The sequence below is a fragment of the Pasteurella sp. XG20 genome (assembly GCF_018968665.1).
Classification (GTDB): Bacteria; Pseudomonadota; Gammaproteobacteria; order Enterobacterales; family Pasteurellaceae; genus Pasteurella; species Pasteurella multocida.
Map to the genome: position 1 here is coordinate 1,830,507 of NZ_CP076656.1, position 15,237 is coordinate 1,845,743.

Sequence of the window (15,237 nt, forward strand, 5' to 3'; positions counted from 1 at the left end):
CACATAATTAAATGAGATGAAGCCTGAAAACGTAGTTGCTAAAAAATTACCAACGGTAATGTGCAAACGCTTTGTTAGCTTCAGCCATACGGTGAACGTCTTCACGTTTTTTCACTGCTGCACCTTTATTTTCTGATGCATCAGATAATTCGTTAGCTAAACGTAAAGCCATTGACTTATCACCACGTTTACGTGCTGCGTCAACAATCCAACGCATACCTAATGCGTTACGACGTACTGGACGAACTTCTACAGGTACTTGATAAGTAGAACCACCCACACGGCGAGATTTTACCTCAACGGTAGGACGAACATTATCAAGCGCAGCTTCAAAAGCTTCTAACGCTTCTTTACCTGTACGTTGTGCTAATGTGTCTAATGCACTATAAACGATTTTTTCTGCGATAGATTTTTTACCATCTACCATTAAAACATTAATAAATTTAGCAAGTAATTCTGATCCGAATTTTGGATCTGGAAGAATCTTGCGTGGTTCAATACTACGACGACGTGGCATTGCGAATTTCTCCGTAATTAATCTTCAGGATTTCCCAAAACTCTACATTTTGCGATAAATATCGCCTTTTGACTGGAGTTTATGGTTTAAATAGTTTTACTAATTTAGACGTTTGGCCTTACTCAACGGAGAACCATTAAGATTTAGGACGCTTAACGCCGTATTTAGAACGACCTTGTTTACGATCTTTAACGCCAGCGCAGTCTAATGCACCGCGTACAGTGTGATAACGCACACCTGGTAAGTCTTTAACACGACCGCCACGGATAAGCACAACACTGTGCTCTTGAAGGTTGTGACCTTCACCGCCGATATAAGAAGTTACTTCGTAACCGTTAGTTAAGCGAATACGGCATACTTTACGTAATGCTGAGTTCGGTTTTTTAGGTGTAGTTGTGTATACACGGGTGCACACACCACGTTTCTGCGGGCAAGCCTCTAATGCAGGAACGTTACTTTTTACAACCTTTTTCACACGCGGTTTGCGTACTAGCTGGTTGATAGTTGCCATTAAAAAAGCTCCAGTTTTAACAATTATTCATAAAAGAATGTTTTTATACGTATTCTATTTCACACAGAAATAGACGTGCTATTATAATGAAGTCATTCAAATAATGTCAAGAATTAGACAAATCTAATTTCAGCACAGTGATTGGGGTAAGCTGTGCAAAATGCACACAATACACTATCGAATTATAGGCAAACCCATCTGCCTTAAATTTACAGTGCAAGTTGAGGAAAGTACTGTTCCGTCAATTCAACTAATTCCGTTAAAGAAATCGTCTTGACGCTCTCTATCGAAGAGACGAACTGATAAAGATTTCGTGCTATCACATCAATATCTAACGCATAACAAGACGTGTTGAGTGACGAAAAAACCTCAGGGTATTTGACACAGAGATAAACGCCATCTTGCCATAACACGATGGCATCTTGCGAGGTCGTTTGCTGGAGATAAGCAAGCAACACGCCTTCAGGATAAGATGCTTCGGCAAAAGTATATAACATGAAACTTTCCTAAAACGTGAGCACGCGTTCTGCTTTACCTAATAACGTAAGCAAAGCCCCACGCGCCATTTTTTCACAAGTAATAATACAGTCAGATGCTGTCATTTTTGCTGTCGCAAGTGATTCCAAGCAAATATAACGTTGCTCGATATCATATAAATCCAGTAATTTGAACATATTGACCACATCTTTTTGTAAAATTTGTGCAGGATCCTGATGATTTAATAGGGAAAAAACCCCATCATCAAGAAAAAAGACCGCAATATCTTGTTCATCACAAAAAGCTGTTGCTGCCAATAAAGCATCAAGACCTTCGCGCGTACTGGCGCGACCAAAGGGCGTTGAACGAAAAACAAATGCCAATTTCATCACAAACACACCACCCTGTCCGCTTCTAGACTGGCTTTCATAAATTCACCTAATCCTGCTAACACGAAACAAGAAGCCAGATTATTTTGTTGCGTTGTCGAGGAGGTCAACGGTTCGACGACACCGCGACGCTGTGCTGCTGCTACACACAAATGGAGAGGCACATGATAATCTTGCGCTAAACGTTGCCAAGCGTGTTGTAAATTAAATTCATCACTCGCGGGATAAAGGAACGCATTGCCATGTGTGACCCCTTCTTGGAAAAAAAACACCTGCGTAATTTGATGTCCCTTTTCCAACAGGGCTTTCGCCAATTGATAGGCTAAGAATCCACCTTGCTTACCATAAGCAGGTTGTTTTACACACAACACATAACGCATTATTTTGCTTCATCCGAATCTTGTTTTAACTGACGAATGTATAAATACACCGTATGACGCGAAATATCTAACCGTTCCGCCACCAAATTGATCGCATCTTTAATATCAAAAATTCCCTTCTCATATAATGAGATGACAATTTGACGATTTTTATTATTGTTTGCCACTAAACGATCCGCTGTGACTTCTTCAATCGTTTTCTCAACAGTTTGTGCAACTAACTCTTCAACAGAACTCGCAAAATTGACACTAGATGCTTCCGCTTCTGCCTGTGTTGGCATAAAGGCTTGCATAAATTCAGAGACAGGGACATCCAAATTGATATTAATACATAATAGACCAATAATACGTTGACGCTTATTGCGGATAGCAATCGTGACCGATTTCATTAATCCCTGATTTTTGGCACGTGTAAAATAAGGTTTTGACACGCTATCCGTTTGCATATTATGTAAAGATTTCAGTGCAAGATCCGTTAGCGGAGAGCCAATTTGCCGATTGGTATTATGCCCATTTGCAATACAGATAGTTGAATGTTCTAAATCTTCTAAAGAGTGCAATACAATTTCACAATGACGTCCAATTAATGCGCTGACACCATCTACTACCGCTCGATAAGAGTGTAAAATCGTTTTGTCTTCCTCTGTAAAAGGTTGTTTATCCGTTAACATTGCCTTACTCTCATTTATTCACAAAGACATGACCGCACTTGATGATTACTGACAAAGTGCGGTCGTTTTTTCATTACTTTTGTGTATCCGCTTTCACATCGATGACTTCAACATCAAAGTGTAAAGTCGCATTTGGTGGAATCTGTCCAGCCCCTTGCTCCCCATACGCCAATTCTGGTGGGAGAACGAGTTCGATTTTTCCACCTTTTTTAACAAGTTGTAAACCTTCTGTCCAACCCGGTACCACTTGGTTCAATTTAAAGGACACCGGTTTACCACGCGAACTGTCAAATACCTCGCCATTAGGGAGTTTGCCGGTATAATTAACAGTAACAGTGTCAGTTGGCTTAATCGTATTTCCTGTCCCTGCTTGTTCAATGCGATATAACAGACCAGATTGGGTTTTCTTCGCTCCCGCTTTTTTCTCAAATGCTTGGCGATATTGGTCGCCATCTTGTTTCGCTTGTTTTGCAATATCGGCGAGTAACTGAGCTTGCGCTTGTTGCATTTTCTCTTGTACGCGTTGTAATGTTTGTGCAATTTGTTCATTTGAATCAAGATCTACCTTACCATTTAATACATCTTGCACCCCTGCCAATAAACGCGTATTGTCATATTCAATAATGCCTTTTTGCGATTCTACAATTTGTTTAACATTTGATCCTAATAACACCCCTACTGCGTAAGATGCTTCATCGTTAAATTTAGCATCCGTATTCGCTAACGCATTGCCAGAAATAACCGCACTCACCACAAGGGTAATAAGAGAAAGCTTTTGAATTTTAAACATAAGATTGAATCCTTTATAATGAAAAAATGAATTATGATAGGTTAAAACGGAATGAATAATTTCACAACATTTATTTTTTTGGAGTTAAATGATGCAAAATAAAGAAACCCTCGAACAGCGAATTGCTGAGTTAGAAATGAAAACTACTTTTCAAGAAAAACTCTTAGATGAGTTAAACCAAGTGATTGTTGAACAACAATTTGCCATAGACAAAATCCATGTACAATTGCGTTATTTAGTCAATAAATTCAAAGATATGCAACCTTCCAACATTGCGAGCCAAGCCGAAGAAACTCCACCACCACATTATTGAGTCACACAAGAAAAAAGTGCGGTCAAGTTTACCGCACTTGTTCTGTTGATTTAAGCTTAAGCAAAATACTTTTCTAACTCTTCACTGCCACCGATGTATTTTCCACCGATAAAGACTTGAGGTACGCTTGTTTTCCCTGTAATCGCACGAACAGAAATCGTACTGGCATCACGTCCTAACACAATTTCTTCAAAGGTATAGTCTTTCGCTTTTAACAACGCTTTTGCTTTGGCACAATATGGGCAACCAGGTTTAGTGATCACTGAAACAGAAGGCTTAGCTTGCCATTCTGGTTTAAGATATTTAATCATCGTGTCTGCATCAGAGACTTTAAATGGATCACCGGGTTCTTGTGGCTCAACAAACATTTTCTCCACAATACCATTGCGCACTAACATCGAATAACGCCAAGAGCGTTTACCAAAGCCTAAATCTTCCTTACCGACGAGCATCCCCATACCTTCGGTAAATTCACCATTACCATCCGGAATGACAATCACATTTTCACATTCCTGATCCGCTTTCCACGCATTCATGACGAACGTATCATTCACTGACATACAAATGATACTGTCTACCCCTAATGCTTTAAATTCACAAGCTAATTCATTATAGCGAGGCAAATGAGTGGAAGAACAAGTGGGTGTAAATGCTCCCGGTAATGAGAAAAGTACAACAGTTTTATTATCAAATAATTCCGCACTGGTTACATCTACCCATTGATCGCCCTGACGAGTATGAAATGTCACTTGAGGTACTTTTTTTCCTTCCATTAATGTCATAAAAAATCTCCTTTAGACTAATTAATAAACAATAAAATCTATCTTACTCCTTTATGAATTCTAGTCAAATTTATGATATAGTTCTAAGCAATTGATTTAAAAATTTTAATTGTTTCTATCAATAACGAGGTCAAAATGAATATCCGCGACTTAGAATATCTCGTGGCGCTTGCGGAGCACAAACATTTTCGCCGTGCCGCCGATGCATGTCATGTCAGCCAACCCACATTAAGTGGTCAAATTCGCAAATTAGAAGATGAATTAGGGATTATTTTATTAGAACGCACTAGCCGCAAAGTGTTATTCACTCAATCAGGCTTACTCCTTGTCGATCAAGCAAAAAACGTCTTAAAAGAAGTCAAATTACTTAAAGAAATGGCAAGTAACCAAGGTAAAGATATGACGGGTCCTATACATATTGGCGTCATTCCCACAGTGGGACCTTACCTACTTCCTTATATCATGCCGGTACTCAAAGAAACCTTTCCTGATTTAGAACTTTTCTTATATGAAGCGCAGACTAATCAATTATTAGAACAATTAGAAACAGGTCACTTAGATTGTGCCATCGTCGCCTCTGTACGCGAAACAGAAGCTTTTATCGAGGTCCCCATCTTTCATGAAGCCATGCTATTAGCTGTCAGTGAAAATCACCCTTGGGCGAATGAACGTACTATTGCAATGAATAGATTAAATGGCTGTGAAATGTTAATGCTCGATGACGGGCACTGCTTGCGCGATCAAACGATTGGTTACTGCTTCAGTGCAGGAGCAAAAGAAAATGCGCATTTTCAAGCCACTAGTTTAGAAACGTTGCGCAACATGGTTGCTTCGAATACCGGCATCACACTGATGCCTAAACTTGCAGTGATCAATGAAGGAAATCGTACAGGGGTCAAATATATTCCTTGTCATTCACCCGCCCCTTCTCGTGCAATCACATTAGTTTATCGCCCGGGTTCTCCGTTACGAAATCGCTACGAGAAAATTGCACAGACCATTAGTCATTCAGTACAAGACGTATTGGATTAATTCTGAAGTCAGGAAAATATCAATATGGGTGTGAGAGCATTACAAAAAGAAAAAACCCGTCGCGCATTAATTGATGCCGCTTTTAATCAGCTGACCGCGGATAAAAGTTTTTCCAATTTAAGTTTGCGTGAAGTGGCGCGCGAAGCGGGTATCGCAGCCACTTCTTTTTACCGCCATTTTAGAGATATGGACGAGCTTGGTTTAACCATGGTTGATGAGGCAGGTTTAGTATTACGTCAGTTAATGCGTCAAGCTCGAAAACGCTTAGAAAAAGGCGGAAGTGTGATAGCCATTTCCGTCGAAACTTTTTTTGAATTTATCGCCAATAATCCCAACATGTTCCGTCTTTTACTCCGTGAAAGTTCAGGTACTTCACAAGCATTTCGCACGGCCACAGCACGCGAAATAAAACACTTTGTTGACGAACTAAGCGAATATATCGCACAACGTAATAGCCACTCACAATATGTGGCACAAGTACAAGCGGAAGGCATGGTCACCATTGTGTTTACTGCTGGCGCCAATGCTTTAGACATGGAAAAAACAGAGCGAGAACAGCTCAAACAAAGAGTCATTTTACAATTGCGTATGTTAGCTAAAGGGGCAGAATATACACATCACAAAGAGAGCTATTAGCTGTTAGAGCACGATAAAAGACATGAAGGGCTACTTGATTACTTGAAAATTAACGTCGGCAGTTTGTCGATGAATGCCGTTGGTGCGGGTTTATCACAAATCACAGTATCAAAAGCAGAAAGATCCGCAATATATGCCTGCTCAACTCGATTAAATTTAGAATGGTCCACCACTAAAAAGGCTTGTTGTGTTTTCTCCATAACACGCTGTTTTGCTTTCGCTTCATCAAAATTAAAACATGTCACGCCTTGTTGGATAGCCACACCTGCCGCAGAAATGAAGGCTTTATTGGTACAAATCATATCCAATTCACTATGACGCTGAATACGATTTAAAAACGCATTATGTCGAGAATACCGTCCCCCACATAGAATCAAATCACAATTGGGTTTTTCCTGTAAGGCTAAAAATGCATTAATTGAGCAACACAGTGCGGTAAATTTGATGTCATCATTAATTTGTGTCGCGATAAAAGGCACTGTTGAGCCACAATCAAAAAAAACAACATCGCCATCTTCAATCAGAGAAGCAGCGAGCTTTCCTAAATACATTTTCTCCGCGGTGTTTTTTTCTTGTTGTTCAAAGATCCGATAACCTTTCTGTGCATGAGTTTTTGGATCTTTAACGATATACCCACCTAATAAAATCACTGAGCTTGCACAGGAAACCAGATCCCGTCGAATCGTCATTTCAGACACATTCAACATTTCTGCCGCATCTCGCAGATGAATTTTGTCCATTTGCTTAAGTAGAAACTCCAATTTCTGAATGCGAGACGTCATTTTTTCCATAGCAAGCTCAGTGATTTATTAATAGGTACTGCTTACGTCCTGTAAACCATGGATAATCGCAATCCCTGCACTTGCACCGATACGGCTAGCCCCCGCATTAATCATCGCGATTGCGGTCTCCGTATCACGCACGCCGCCAGACGCTTTGACTCCAATATCGCCTACGGTTCGTTTCATCAAAGCAACATCTTCCTTTGTTGCCCCACCACGATTGAAACCAGTTGATGTTTTGACAAACGCCACATTGAGCGTTTTACAAATTTCACATGCTTTTACAATTTCTTCTTTACTTAATAAGCACGTTTCTAAAATGACTTTTAATGGTTTTCCTGCACAAGCAGCTAACACGGTCGCAATATCTTTTTCTACCGCATCCCATTTATTTGATTTAATCCAACCGACATTAATCACCATATCAATTTCATCTGCCCCGGCTTTGATCGCTTCTGTCGTTTCAAAGGCCTTAACCGTGCTTAGATTTGCACCCAATGGAAAACCCACTACAGTACAGATTTTGACTGGCGTCCCAGCTAATTTTTGTTTGGCTAACGGAATATAGGCAGAATTAATACAAACTGACCAAAACTGATGTGTAATGGCTTCATCACATAATTGAATAATATCTTGTTCCGTTTTCTCCGCGGTTAACGCAGTATGATCGATAAACTGTGCAATTTGCTTTGCATCCATACTTCTTTCCTCATTGACAATTTAACTATAGCTGAACGATATGCTCATATTATACACGAAAATAATACATAAAATGTGACAAAGTTAACAAAAAAATAATTTTTTGTGATAAAAATAACAATAATTTAATGAAATGACAAAAAAACTCCATTTTCCTAGATATCCGCCGACCCTATGCTGTTACAAATTAAGTTAAAATCTTCCGGCTACTCAAATTAGTAATTCTTCTTTGCTTTGGTTAAAACAAAGACTCACGCCTCGATACAACCCCTTGTTTTTCTTCACAATGTAAATGAAAGGTTTACAATCAAAATATTTCATCAATAATTGCATCAAAAGTCTCCTTGAGAATTTTCCAGCTAAAGAGAAAATACTTAAACACAACCCACTGAAAATCCATTACAATACCCGTAATATTAACCAACAGAGGACAAGCTTTATGATTATCGTAACTGGCGGTGCTGGCTTTATTGGAAGTAACATTGTAAAAGCCTTAAACGAATTAGGGCGTACGGATATTTTAGTGGTAGATAATTTAAAAGATGGTACAAAGTTCGCTAATTTAGTGGATTTAGATATTGCAGATTATTGTGACAAAGAAGATTTTATTGCCTCGATCATCGCTGGTGATGATTTAGGGGATATTGAAGTCATTTTCCACGAAGGCGCCTGTTCTGCTACTACTGAATGGGACGGCAAGTACATCATGCACAATAACTATGAATATTCCAAAGAGTTATTGCATTATTGTTTAGATCGTGAAATTCCGTTCTTTTATGCTTCATCTGCAGCAACTTATGGTGATAAAACTGAATTCCGTGAAGAACGCGAATTTGAAGCACCATTAAATGTTTACGGCTATTCCAAATTCTTATTTGATCAATATGTACGTGCTATTTTACCAGAAGCTAACTCACCTGTTTGTGGCTTCCGTTATTTCAACGTGTACGGTCCACGTGAGAATCACAAAGGCGCGATGGCAAGCGTGGCATTCCACTTAAATAACCAAATCTTAAAAGGGGAAAAACCAAAATTATTTGCAGGCAGTGAACATTTCCGCCGTGACTTTGTGTATGTGGGCGATGTGGCTGCTGTGAATATTTGGTGTTGGCAAAACAACATTTCTGGCATCTATAACTTAGGAACAGGAAATGCGGAATCTTTCCTTGAAGTAGCAAAAGCCGTCGTGAAGTTCCATGGTAAAACGGAAGCAGATATTGAAATCATTCCATTCCCAGAACATTTAAAAAGCCGTTACCAAGAATACACACAAGCCAATTTAGATAAATTACGCGCCACTGGCTATGACAAACCGTTTAAAACGGTCGCACAGGGTGTAGCAGAATATATGGCATGGTTAAACCGTAAATAATAAATAAGCGGCTTCATCACATAGCGTCCAACGTTGGGCGCTATTTTTTTGCCTAACTAAACGTATAAAACAGCAACAGCACTTCGAGTATGCCAACTCGGCTCATACTATTTCCTCACCAAACACCATAACCCATTGCTCACATAACCAAGTGCCAACTGAAAATCGGCTTTCCTAGCACGGCACTTTTGTGATCTATCTCACAAAAAAACCTTACTTTCGCAAAAACTAAGGATTATTCCTAGATCAATTAAAGCATCTTCTCACGCCAGCAGAACGTGATTTTCTTATAGTGACAACAATATTTTTTTATTTAATGAGGTAAAGCATGCTTAGCTTTTTACAAGAAGTTAGAAAACCGACGCTGGAACTGCCAGTGGAAGAACGTCGTAAACTGTGGTTTAAACCCTTTATGCAATCTTATTTGGTGGTATTCATCGGTTATATGGCGATGTATTTAATTCGCAAAAATTTCAACATCGCACAAAATGATTTAATCGAAACCTATGGATTAAGCAAAACCCAGCTCGGTATGATTGGCTTAGGCTTTTCCATTACTTACGGTGTCGGCAAAACGTTAGTCTCTTATTATGCGGATGGCAAAAACACGAAACAATTCGTACCGTTTATGCTGATTTTATCTGCCATTTGTATGCTCGGTTTTAGTGCCAGTATGGGTGGTGGCAGTGTCAGTTTATTCTTAATGATCGCCTTTTATGCGTTAAGCGGTTTTTTCCAAAGTACAGGTGGTCCTTCAAGCTACTCCACTATCACTAAATGGACTCCACGTAATAAACGCGGCACCTATTTAGGTTTTTGGAATTTATCTCACAATGTGGGTGGGGCTGCCGCGGCGGCTGTTGCCTTATTCGGCGCCAATGTGTTCTTTAATGGGCATGTGATCGGGATGTTCGTGTTCCCGTCAATCATTGCCTTAATTATTGGTTTCTGGGGCTTGCGTTATGGTAGTGATTCACCAGAAGCTTATGGTTTAGGAAAAGCAGAAGAATTATTTGGTGAGCCATTAAGTGAAGAAGATTTAGCGACTGAACAAAATCAATTAACCAAATGGCAAACTTTCGTACAGTATATTTTGAAAAATAAGGTGATTTGGCTGTTATGTTTTGCCAATATTTTCCTGTATATCGTGCGGATTGGGATCGACCAATGGTCACCGGTTTATGCTTACCAAGAATTAGGCTTTTCTAAAGACGCTGCGATTTCAGGTTTTGCCTTATTTGAAGTAGGGGCATTAGTTGGTACATTCTTATGGGGCTATTTATCCGATTTAGCCAATGGTCGCCGTGGCTTAACCGCTTGTGTGGCGTTAATTCTGATTGTCTTTACTTTAGAATTTTATCAATTCGCTACTAACGAAGTCATGTATTTATGTGCCTTGTTTGTATTAGGTTTCTTGGTGTTTGGTCCACAATTATTAATTGGGGTGGCGGCTGTGGGCTTTGTACCGAAAAAAGCCATTAGTGTGGCAGATGGTGTAAAAGGCACTTTTGCTTACCTTATCGGTGATAGCTTCGCTAAATTAGGCTTAGGCATGATTGCAGACGGTACACCAATCTTTGGTTTAACGGGTTGGGCAGGCACTTTTGCCGCACTCAATATCTCTGCAATCGTTTGCATGGTATTACTTGCCTTTGTTGCCATTGCAGAAGAGAAGAAAATCCGTAAAATAAAGGCTCAAGCTAGATAAACAGGTAAATAACATGACACAAAAGTGCGGTTAAATTGACCGCACTTTTTCATTTTTGAGGATAATAAAGATGATTAAAGTAGCGTTGATTGATGATCATATCATTGTCCGCTCAGGCTTTGCTCAATTGCTTGCGTTAGAAAATGATCTTCACGTTGTCGGTGAATTTAGTTCTGCTAAAGAAGCACGCCAACATCTGCCCAGTGTGCGTCCTGATGTGTGTATTATTGACATTTCAATGCCTGATGAAACCGGCTTAGCATTGCTCAAAGACATTCCCTCGGGTATCCACTGTATTATGCTCAGCGTGAATGATTCCGATATCATGGTACGCAAAGCCTTGGAATTGGGTGCCAAAGGCTATTTAAGTAAACGTTGCCACCCTGATGAACTGATTCAAGCCGTACATGCCGTATTTGCTGGTGGGCTTTACTTAATGCCTGAACTGACTTCAAAACTACTTAATCCTACCGCCTCTTATACCCAACAGCTCACACGAAGAGAAATGGAAGTATGTGAATTATTAACAACTGGCTTAGATGCAAAAGAAATTGCTCAACAGCTGAATGTAAGCTTTAAAACAGTGCACGTGCATCGTGCTAATGCCATGAGTAAGCTCAACCTAAAAAATAATGTGGAACTCACGAATTTCTTTCATCAAACATATTAACTTGAACAAGTTGTTCACCTTCATTTACAGTTGGTTTCTGCTCACCTGCTCCTATTTCTGCTTATGGGGCGTGGCAGATTATTTGTTACATGACTCGCGCTTAGCCTTTCTCTTTTTGCCTTTTGCATTGCGGCTTGGACTTTGTCTGCATCTTCGCCCCACATTGTGGTTGGCTCCACTGTTAGCCGAAATCAGCGTGCTCCTGTTGGTTTCTTGGGCAGAACACAGCGCAGCTTACTTGCCCTTACTCTTATTAAGTGCGGTCAGTTTTCCCATCGTATTATTTAGCCAATCCTATTATCAAGGCAAACAACGCTCCAAATTACGCCTACAAGGCATACTGGCATTGAGTATCAGCGTGCTCAATGGATTGGTGCTTGTTTGTTTGGATGCCCCTTTTGCTTACACGATGCTAGTCAGTTTTACTGGTGCGTTATTGTTGTTGCCGATGTGTTATTTATTACAAGATTTCTTATTTGCACGCCAGTGGATTCCACTTACTGCAAGCTTTATTCATCACCCGATCGCCCTGCGCAGCAAACACATTGTGGTTTATACACTGTTATTAATCTTAAACATTCTGATCCAAACCTATCTGCCCGATGAGTTTAACCGCTTTAGCCTGTTCTTTTTAGCAATTCCGATTATTTTATTAGCCTATTATTATGGCTGGCAGGGCGCCTTACTCGGCTCACTAATCAATAGTGTGGCATTAATTGCTTCCACACAGCACTTCTCCCATTTAGATCTGTCTGATTTACTCCTATCTCTGTGTGCACAAACCATAACAGGAATTTTTCTAGGACTCGCTATTCAACATCAACGCGAACTCAATCAGCATTTAGGCATGGAGCTCATGCGTAACCGCGCTTTAACACAGCAATTGATCAGCAGTGAAGAAAGCATTCGCCAAGAAATTGCCCGTGAATTACACGATCAAATCGGGCAAAACATTACCGCTATTCGCACCCAAGCCAGTATTCTGAAACGGCTCAATCCACACCCGCAAGAACAGAACAATGCCAATATGATCGAACACTTATCACTCAATATTTACGATACGGTCAAAGGACTATTAAACCGCTTACGTCCTCGCGTATTAGATGACTTACCATTACCACAAGTCCTCCAAAATGTATTAGACGAATTAGGTTTAACGCAACAGCACATACACTGTCAGTTTGACTGGCATAATCCTCAACAATTGCACCTCGATCCGCGCTTAGAAATCACCCTTTACCGCCTCTACCAAGAAGCCTTAAACAACATCATCAAGCATGCACAAGCCAGTCAAATTCACATTGCGATCCACATTGATCAGCAGGTCATCTTATCGATTCAAGATAATGGCAAAGGCTTTGATATTCATCAGCCAGTGACAGGATTAGGGCTACGTGGTATGCAAGAACGGGTTGCCTTACTCGGTGGCGAATTTCAGCTCTCTTCAAGCACGGCGAACATGCATTCCTCTTCAATTCAACCTTTGACACAAGGCACTTCCCTTGTGATCACTCTCCCTCGATTTTAATGATGCCAATACAAAATTTTTCGCAAATTGACCGCACTTATCGCTACTGGCGCATTCACTTGATGATTGCCATGTACGTAGGCTATGCCGGTTTTTACCTCAGCCGTAAAAGCTTGAATTATGCCATGCCCGCCTTAATCAGCGATTTGGCTATGGATAAAAATGCCATTGGACTCATGGCAACTTTGTTTTATCTCACCTATGGTTTATCCAAATTTTTCTCTGGACTTTTTTCTGATCAAGCCAACCCCCGTTACATTATGGCTATCGGCTTGATGATGACAGGGATCACGAATATTTTATTCGGTTTATCCAGTTCCGTGTTTCTGTTCACTTGCCTATGGGTCATCAATGCGTGGTTTCAGGGGTGGGGCTGGCCTGCGTGTTCTAAATATCTCACTACGTGGTATTCCCGTAGCGAGCGAGGTTTATGGTGGTCTATCTGGAATACTGCGCACAATGTGGGAGGCGCCTTAATTCCGCTAATTGTTGGCTATCTCACTTTACATTACAGCTGGCGACACGGCTTTATTGTGGCAGGCATAATCGTCATACTCATCAGTGTATTTTTACTGTGGCGTTTACCTAGCACGCCAGATGCAATGGGGTTGCCTAGTATTGGACAATGGCGTCATGATCCTTTGGAATTAGCGCAAGAAAAGGAAGGACAAGATTTACCATGGCGGCAAATCTTGCGTGATTATGTGTTCTACAATAAATATCTTTGGCTACTCGCAATGAGCTATGCATTGGTCTATCTCGTACGGACCGCCATTAATGACTGGGGTAATCTCTATCTAAGTGAACGTTATCACTATGACTTAGTCAGTGCGAACAGCGCACTCTCTTTATTTGAAATCGGTGGTTTTGTGGGCTCACTAGTCGCCGGTTGGGGATCAGATAAACTGTTTTCTAGCAATCGAGGACCTATGGCATTGGTGTTTGCCATTGGCATTTTCTTTTCGATTACCGCGCTTTGGCTGATGCCAAAAGAAAACATGCTATTACAGTCTGGCTTATTTTTCTGTGTCGGCTTTTTTGTGTTTGGTCCGCAAATGTTAATCGGCATGGCTGCTGCGGAATGTGCCCACAAAAAAACCGCAGGCACCGCCACGGGTTTTGTTGGCTTGTTTGCTTATCTGGGGGCAGCCCTCGCTGGCTACCCACTGGCACTCATCACACAAACGTTTCATTGGACCGGTTTTTTTGTCGTAATTTCTTGCTGTGCATTTGCTATTGCGTTACTGCTACTGCCTTTTTTAAAAGTACAGCCAAATCAATCGCCTTGTTGAATGAAAATGTGCGGTTAAAAAGTGTATGATGTTGAGCCCTGTTTTATTATTCCAAATTCAAAATCGCCTCTTTTGTCACGGCATAACCACTTTTTAAAATAAATAAACTCAGGATCAAACTGGCTACAGTATCAACCCACATCCAGCCCAAAAAGAAAATGCTTAATGCCGCGACAATCGCCACAATTGAGCCAAGTAAATCCGCCAATACATGCAAATATGCTGCGCGAAGATTTAAATTATGCAAATCACCTTTCAGCAGTAACCATGCCACTAAGGTGTTTACACATAGTCCTAATATGGCCACAACGAGCATTGGCAGCGATTGAATCATTTGCGGTGATTGCCAACGTTCAATTGCCTCCCAAATAATAAATAGCGCAACGACGATCAACGAAAATCCATTCAACACAGCAACACGACGTTGATTCTTTGGACTTAAATAAAGCGCAATCAACGCAACTAATAAGGCAAAACTGTCATTTGCCATATGCCCGGCGTCTGCAATGAGTGCTAAACTTTTAAAATAATAACCACTTAAAAACTCCACTAGCATAAATACACTAACAAGCGCAAAACTGATTGCTAATACGCTACGATTGCTTGTATGCGGATGTTGATGTGCCATAGTGTTTCCTTTTCATCAAGGATAAGGCGTGATGCCATTGAAGGGTAAAAGACAAGTCAA

19 protein-coding genes are annotated in these 15,237 nt (G+C 40.5%); 8 read left to right on the top strand and 11 right to left on the bottom strand.

The window, feature by feature from the left end:
* Nucleotides 1–46 precede the first annotated feature (46 nt).
* The 7 genes from rpsG to fkpA form a co-directional block, all read right to left on the bottom strand.
* Nucleotides 47–517, bottom strand: a complete 471-nt coding sequence (gene rpsG, locus KPF51_RS08505) for a 30S ribosomal protein S7 (protein WP_005717859.1) — start codon at nt 515–517, stop codon at nt 47–49.
* Nucleotides 518–653: 136 nt separating this feature from the next.
* Complete coding sequence (rpsL, locus tag KPF51_RS08510) at nt 654–1,028, bottom strand: 30S ribosomal protein S12 (RefSeq protein WP_005717858.1); 375 nt, start codon at nt 1,026–1,028, stop codon at nt 654–656.
* A 209-nt stretch (nt 1,029–1,237) separates the two neighbouring features.
* Entirely contained in the window at nt 1,238–1,525 is a 288-nt protein-coding gene (locus tag KPF51_RS08515; RefSeq protein WP_005723963.1) for a DsrH/TusB family sulfur relay protein, read from the bottom strand.
* A 9-nt stretch (nt 1,526–1,534) separates the two neighbouring features.
* Nucleotides 1,535–1,894, bottom strand: coding sequence for a sulfurtransferase complex subunit TusC (gene tusC, locus KPF51_RS08520; RefSeq protein WP_016533029.1), 360 nt, complete (start codon nt 1,892–1,894; stop codon nt 1,535–1,537).
* Nucleotides 1,894–2,274, bottom strand: coding sequence for a sulfurtransferase complex subunit TusD (tusD, locus tag KPF51_RS08525; RefSeq protein ID WP_005723957.1), 381 nt, complete (start codon nt 2,272–2,274; stop codon nt 1,894–1,896). The genes tusC and tusD overlap by 1 nt, the downstream gene beginning before the upstream one ends.
* The gene (locus KPF51_RS08530; RefSeq protein WP_005723955.1) at nt 2,274–2,945 is read right to left on the bottom strand and encodes a transcriptional regulator; all 672 of its coding nucleotides are present in this window, start codon (nt 2,943–2,945) and stop codon (nt 2,274–2,276) included. Before KPF51_RS08530 ends, tusD begins: the two co-directional genes overlap by 1 nt.
* Nucleotides 2,946–3,018: 73 nt before the next feature.
* Complete coding sequence (gene fkpA, locus KPF51_RS08535) at nt 3,019–3,735, bottom strand: FKBP-type peptidyl-prolyl cis-trans isomerase (RefSeq protein WP_005717853.1); 717 nt, start codon at nt 3,733–3,735, stop codon at nt 3,019–3,021.
* A gap of 91 nt (nt 3,736–3,826) precedes the next feature.
* Here fkpA and KPF51_RS08540 point away from each other — a divergent pair, with 91 nt between their 5' ends.
* Nucleotides 3,827–4,048, top strand: a complete 222-nt coding sequence (locus tag KPF51_RS08540) for a SlyX family protein (protein WP_005717852.1) — start codon at nt 3,827–3,829, stop codon at nt 4,046–4,048.
* 56 nt (nt 4,049–4,104) lie between these two features.
* Here the strand turns inward: KPF51_RS08540 and KPF51_RS08545 are convergent, their stop codons facing one another.
* On the bottom strand, nt 4,105–4,830 hold the full coding sequence (locus tag KPF51_RS08545; protein WP_005723952.1) for a glutathione peroxidase: 726 nt from the start codon (nt 4,828–4,830) through the stop codon (nt 4,105–4,107).
* 135 nt (nt 4,831–4,965) lie between these two features.
* On the opposite strand from KPF51_RS08545, the gene oxyR reads away from it, so the two are divergent.
* Both oxyR and fabR read left to right on the top strand, forming a co-directional pair.
* Nucleotides 4,966–5,862, top strand: a complete 897-nt coding sequence (gene oxyR / locus KPF51_RS08550) for a DNA-binding transcriptional regulator OxyR (protein WP_005723950.1) — start codon at nt 4,966–4,968, stop codon at nt 5,860–5,862.
* A 24-nt stretch (nt 5,863–5,886) separates the two neighbouring features.
* Complete coding sequence (fabR, locus tag KPF51_RS08555) at nt 5,887–6,498, top strand: HTH-type transcriptional repressor FabR (RefSeq protein ID WP_005717847.1); 612 nt, start codon at nt 5,887–5,889, stop codon at nt 6,496–6,498.
* Nucleotides 6,499–6,536: 38 nt separating this feature from the next.
* On the opposite strand, the gene deoR is transcribed toward fabR, so the two are convergent.
* Nucleotides 6,537–7,289: a DNA-binding transcriptional repressor DeoR gene (deoR, locus tag KPF51_RS08560; RefSeq protein WP_005754870.1), complete on the bottom strand. Its 753-nt coding sequence runs from the start codon at nt 7,287–7,289 to the stop codon at nt 6,537–6,539.
* 18 nt (nt 7,290–7,307) lie between these two features.
* On the bottom strand, nt 7,308–7,979 hold the full coding sequence (gene deoC, locus KPF51_RS08565; RefSeq protein WP_061406381.1) for a deoxyribose-phosphate aldolase: 672 nt from the start codon (nt 7,977–7,979) through the stop codon (nt 7,308–7,310).
* Between the two features lie 439 nt (nt 7,980–8,418).
* Here deoC and rfaD point away from each other — a divergent pair, with 439 nt between their 5' ends.
* The 5 genes from rfaD (at nt 8,419) to KPF51_RS08590 (ending at nt 14,549) form a co-directional block, all read left to right on the top strand.
* Nucleotides 8,419–9,351 (top strand): ADP-glyceromanno-heptose 6-epimerase, encoded by a 933-nt coding sequence (rfaD, locus tag KPF51_RS08570; protein WP_005723946.1) that lies wholly within the window; start codon nt 8,419–8,421, stop codon nt 9,349–9,351.
* 328 nt (nt 9,352–9,679) lie between these two features.
* Nucleotides 9,680–11,059, top strand: coding sequence for a hexose-6-phosphate:phosphate antiporter (gene uhpT, locus KPF51_RS08575; protein ID WP_005723944.1), 1,380 nt, complete (start codon nt 9,680–9,682; stop codon nt 11,057–11,059).
* A 70-nt stretch (nt 11,060–11,129) separates the two neighbouring features.
* The gene (locus KPF51_RS08580; RefSeq protein WP_005723942.1) at nt 11,130–11,729 is read left to right on the top strand and encodes a response regulator; all 600 of its coding nucleotides are present in this window, start codon (nt 11,130–11,132) and stop codon (nt 11,727–11,729) included.
* Nucleotides 11,692–13,257, top strand: a complete 1,566-nt coding sequence (gene uhpB, locus KPF51_RS08585) for a signal transduction histidine-protein kinase/phosphatase UhpB (RefSeq protein ID WP_015691039.1) — start codon at nt 11,692–11,694, stop codon at nt 13,255–13,257. Before KPF51_RS08580 ends, uhpB begins: the two co-directional genes overlap by 38 nt.
* A complete protein-coding gene (locus tag KPF51_RS08590) occupies nt 13,257–14,549 on the top strand; it encodes an MFS transporter (RefSeq protein WP_005723939.1) in 1,293 nt (430 codons plus the stop codon). Before uhpB ends, KPF51_RS08590 begins: the two co-directional genes overlap by 1 nt.
* A gap of 46 nt (nt 14,550–14,595) precedes the next feature.
* On the opposite strand, the gene KPF51_RS08595 is transcribed toward KPF51_RS08590, so the two are convergent.
* The gene (locus KPF51_RS08595) at nt 14,596–15,177 is read right to left on the bottom strand and encodes a cation diffusion facilitator family transporter (RefSeq protein ID WP_005723937.1); all 582 of its coding nucleotides are present in this window, start codon (nt 15,175–15,177) and stop codon (nt 14,596–14,598) included.
* Between the last annotated feature and the right edge of the window lie 60 nt (nt 15,178–15,237).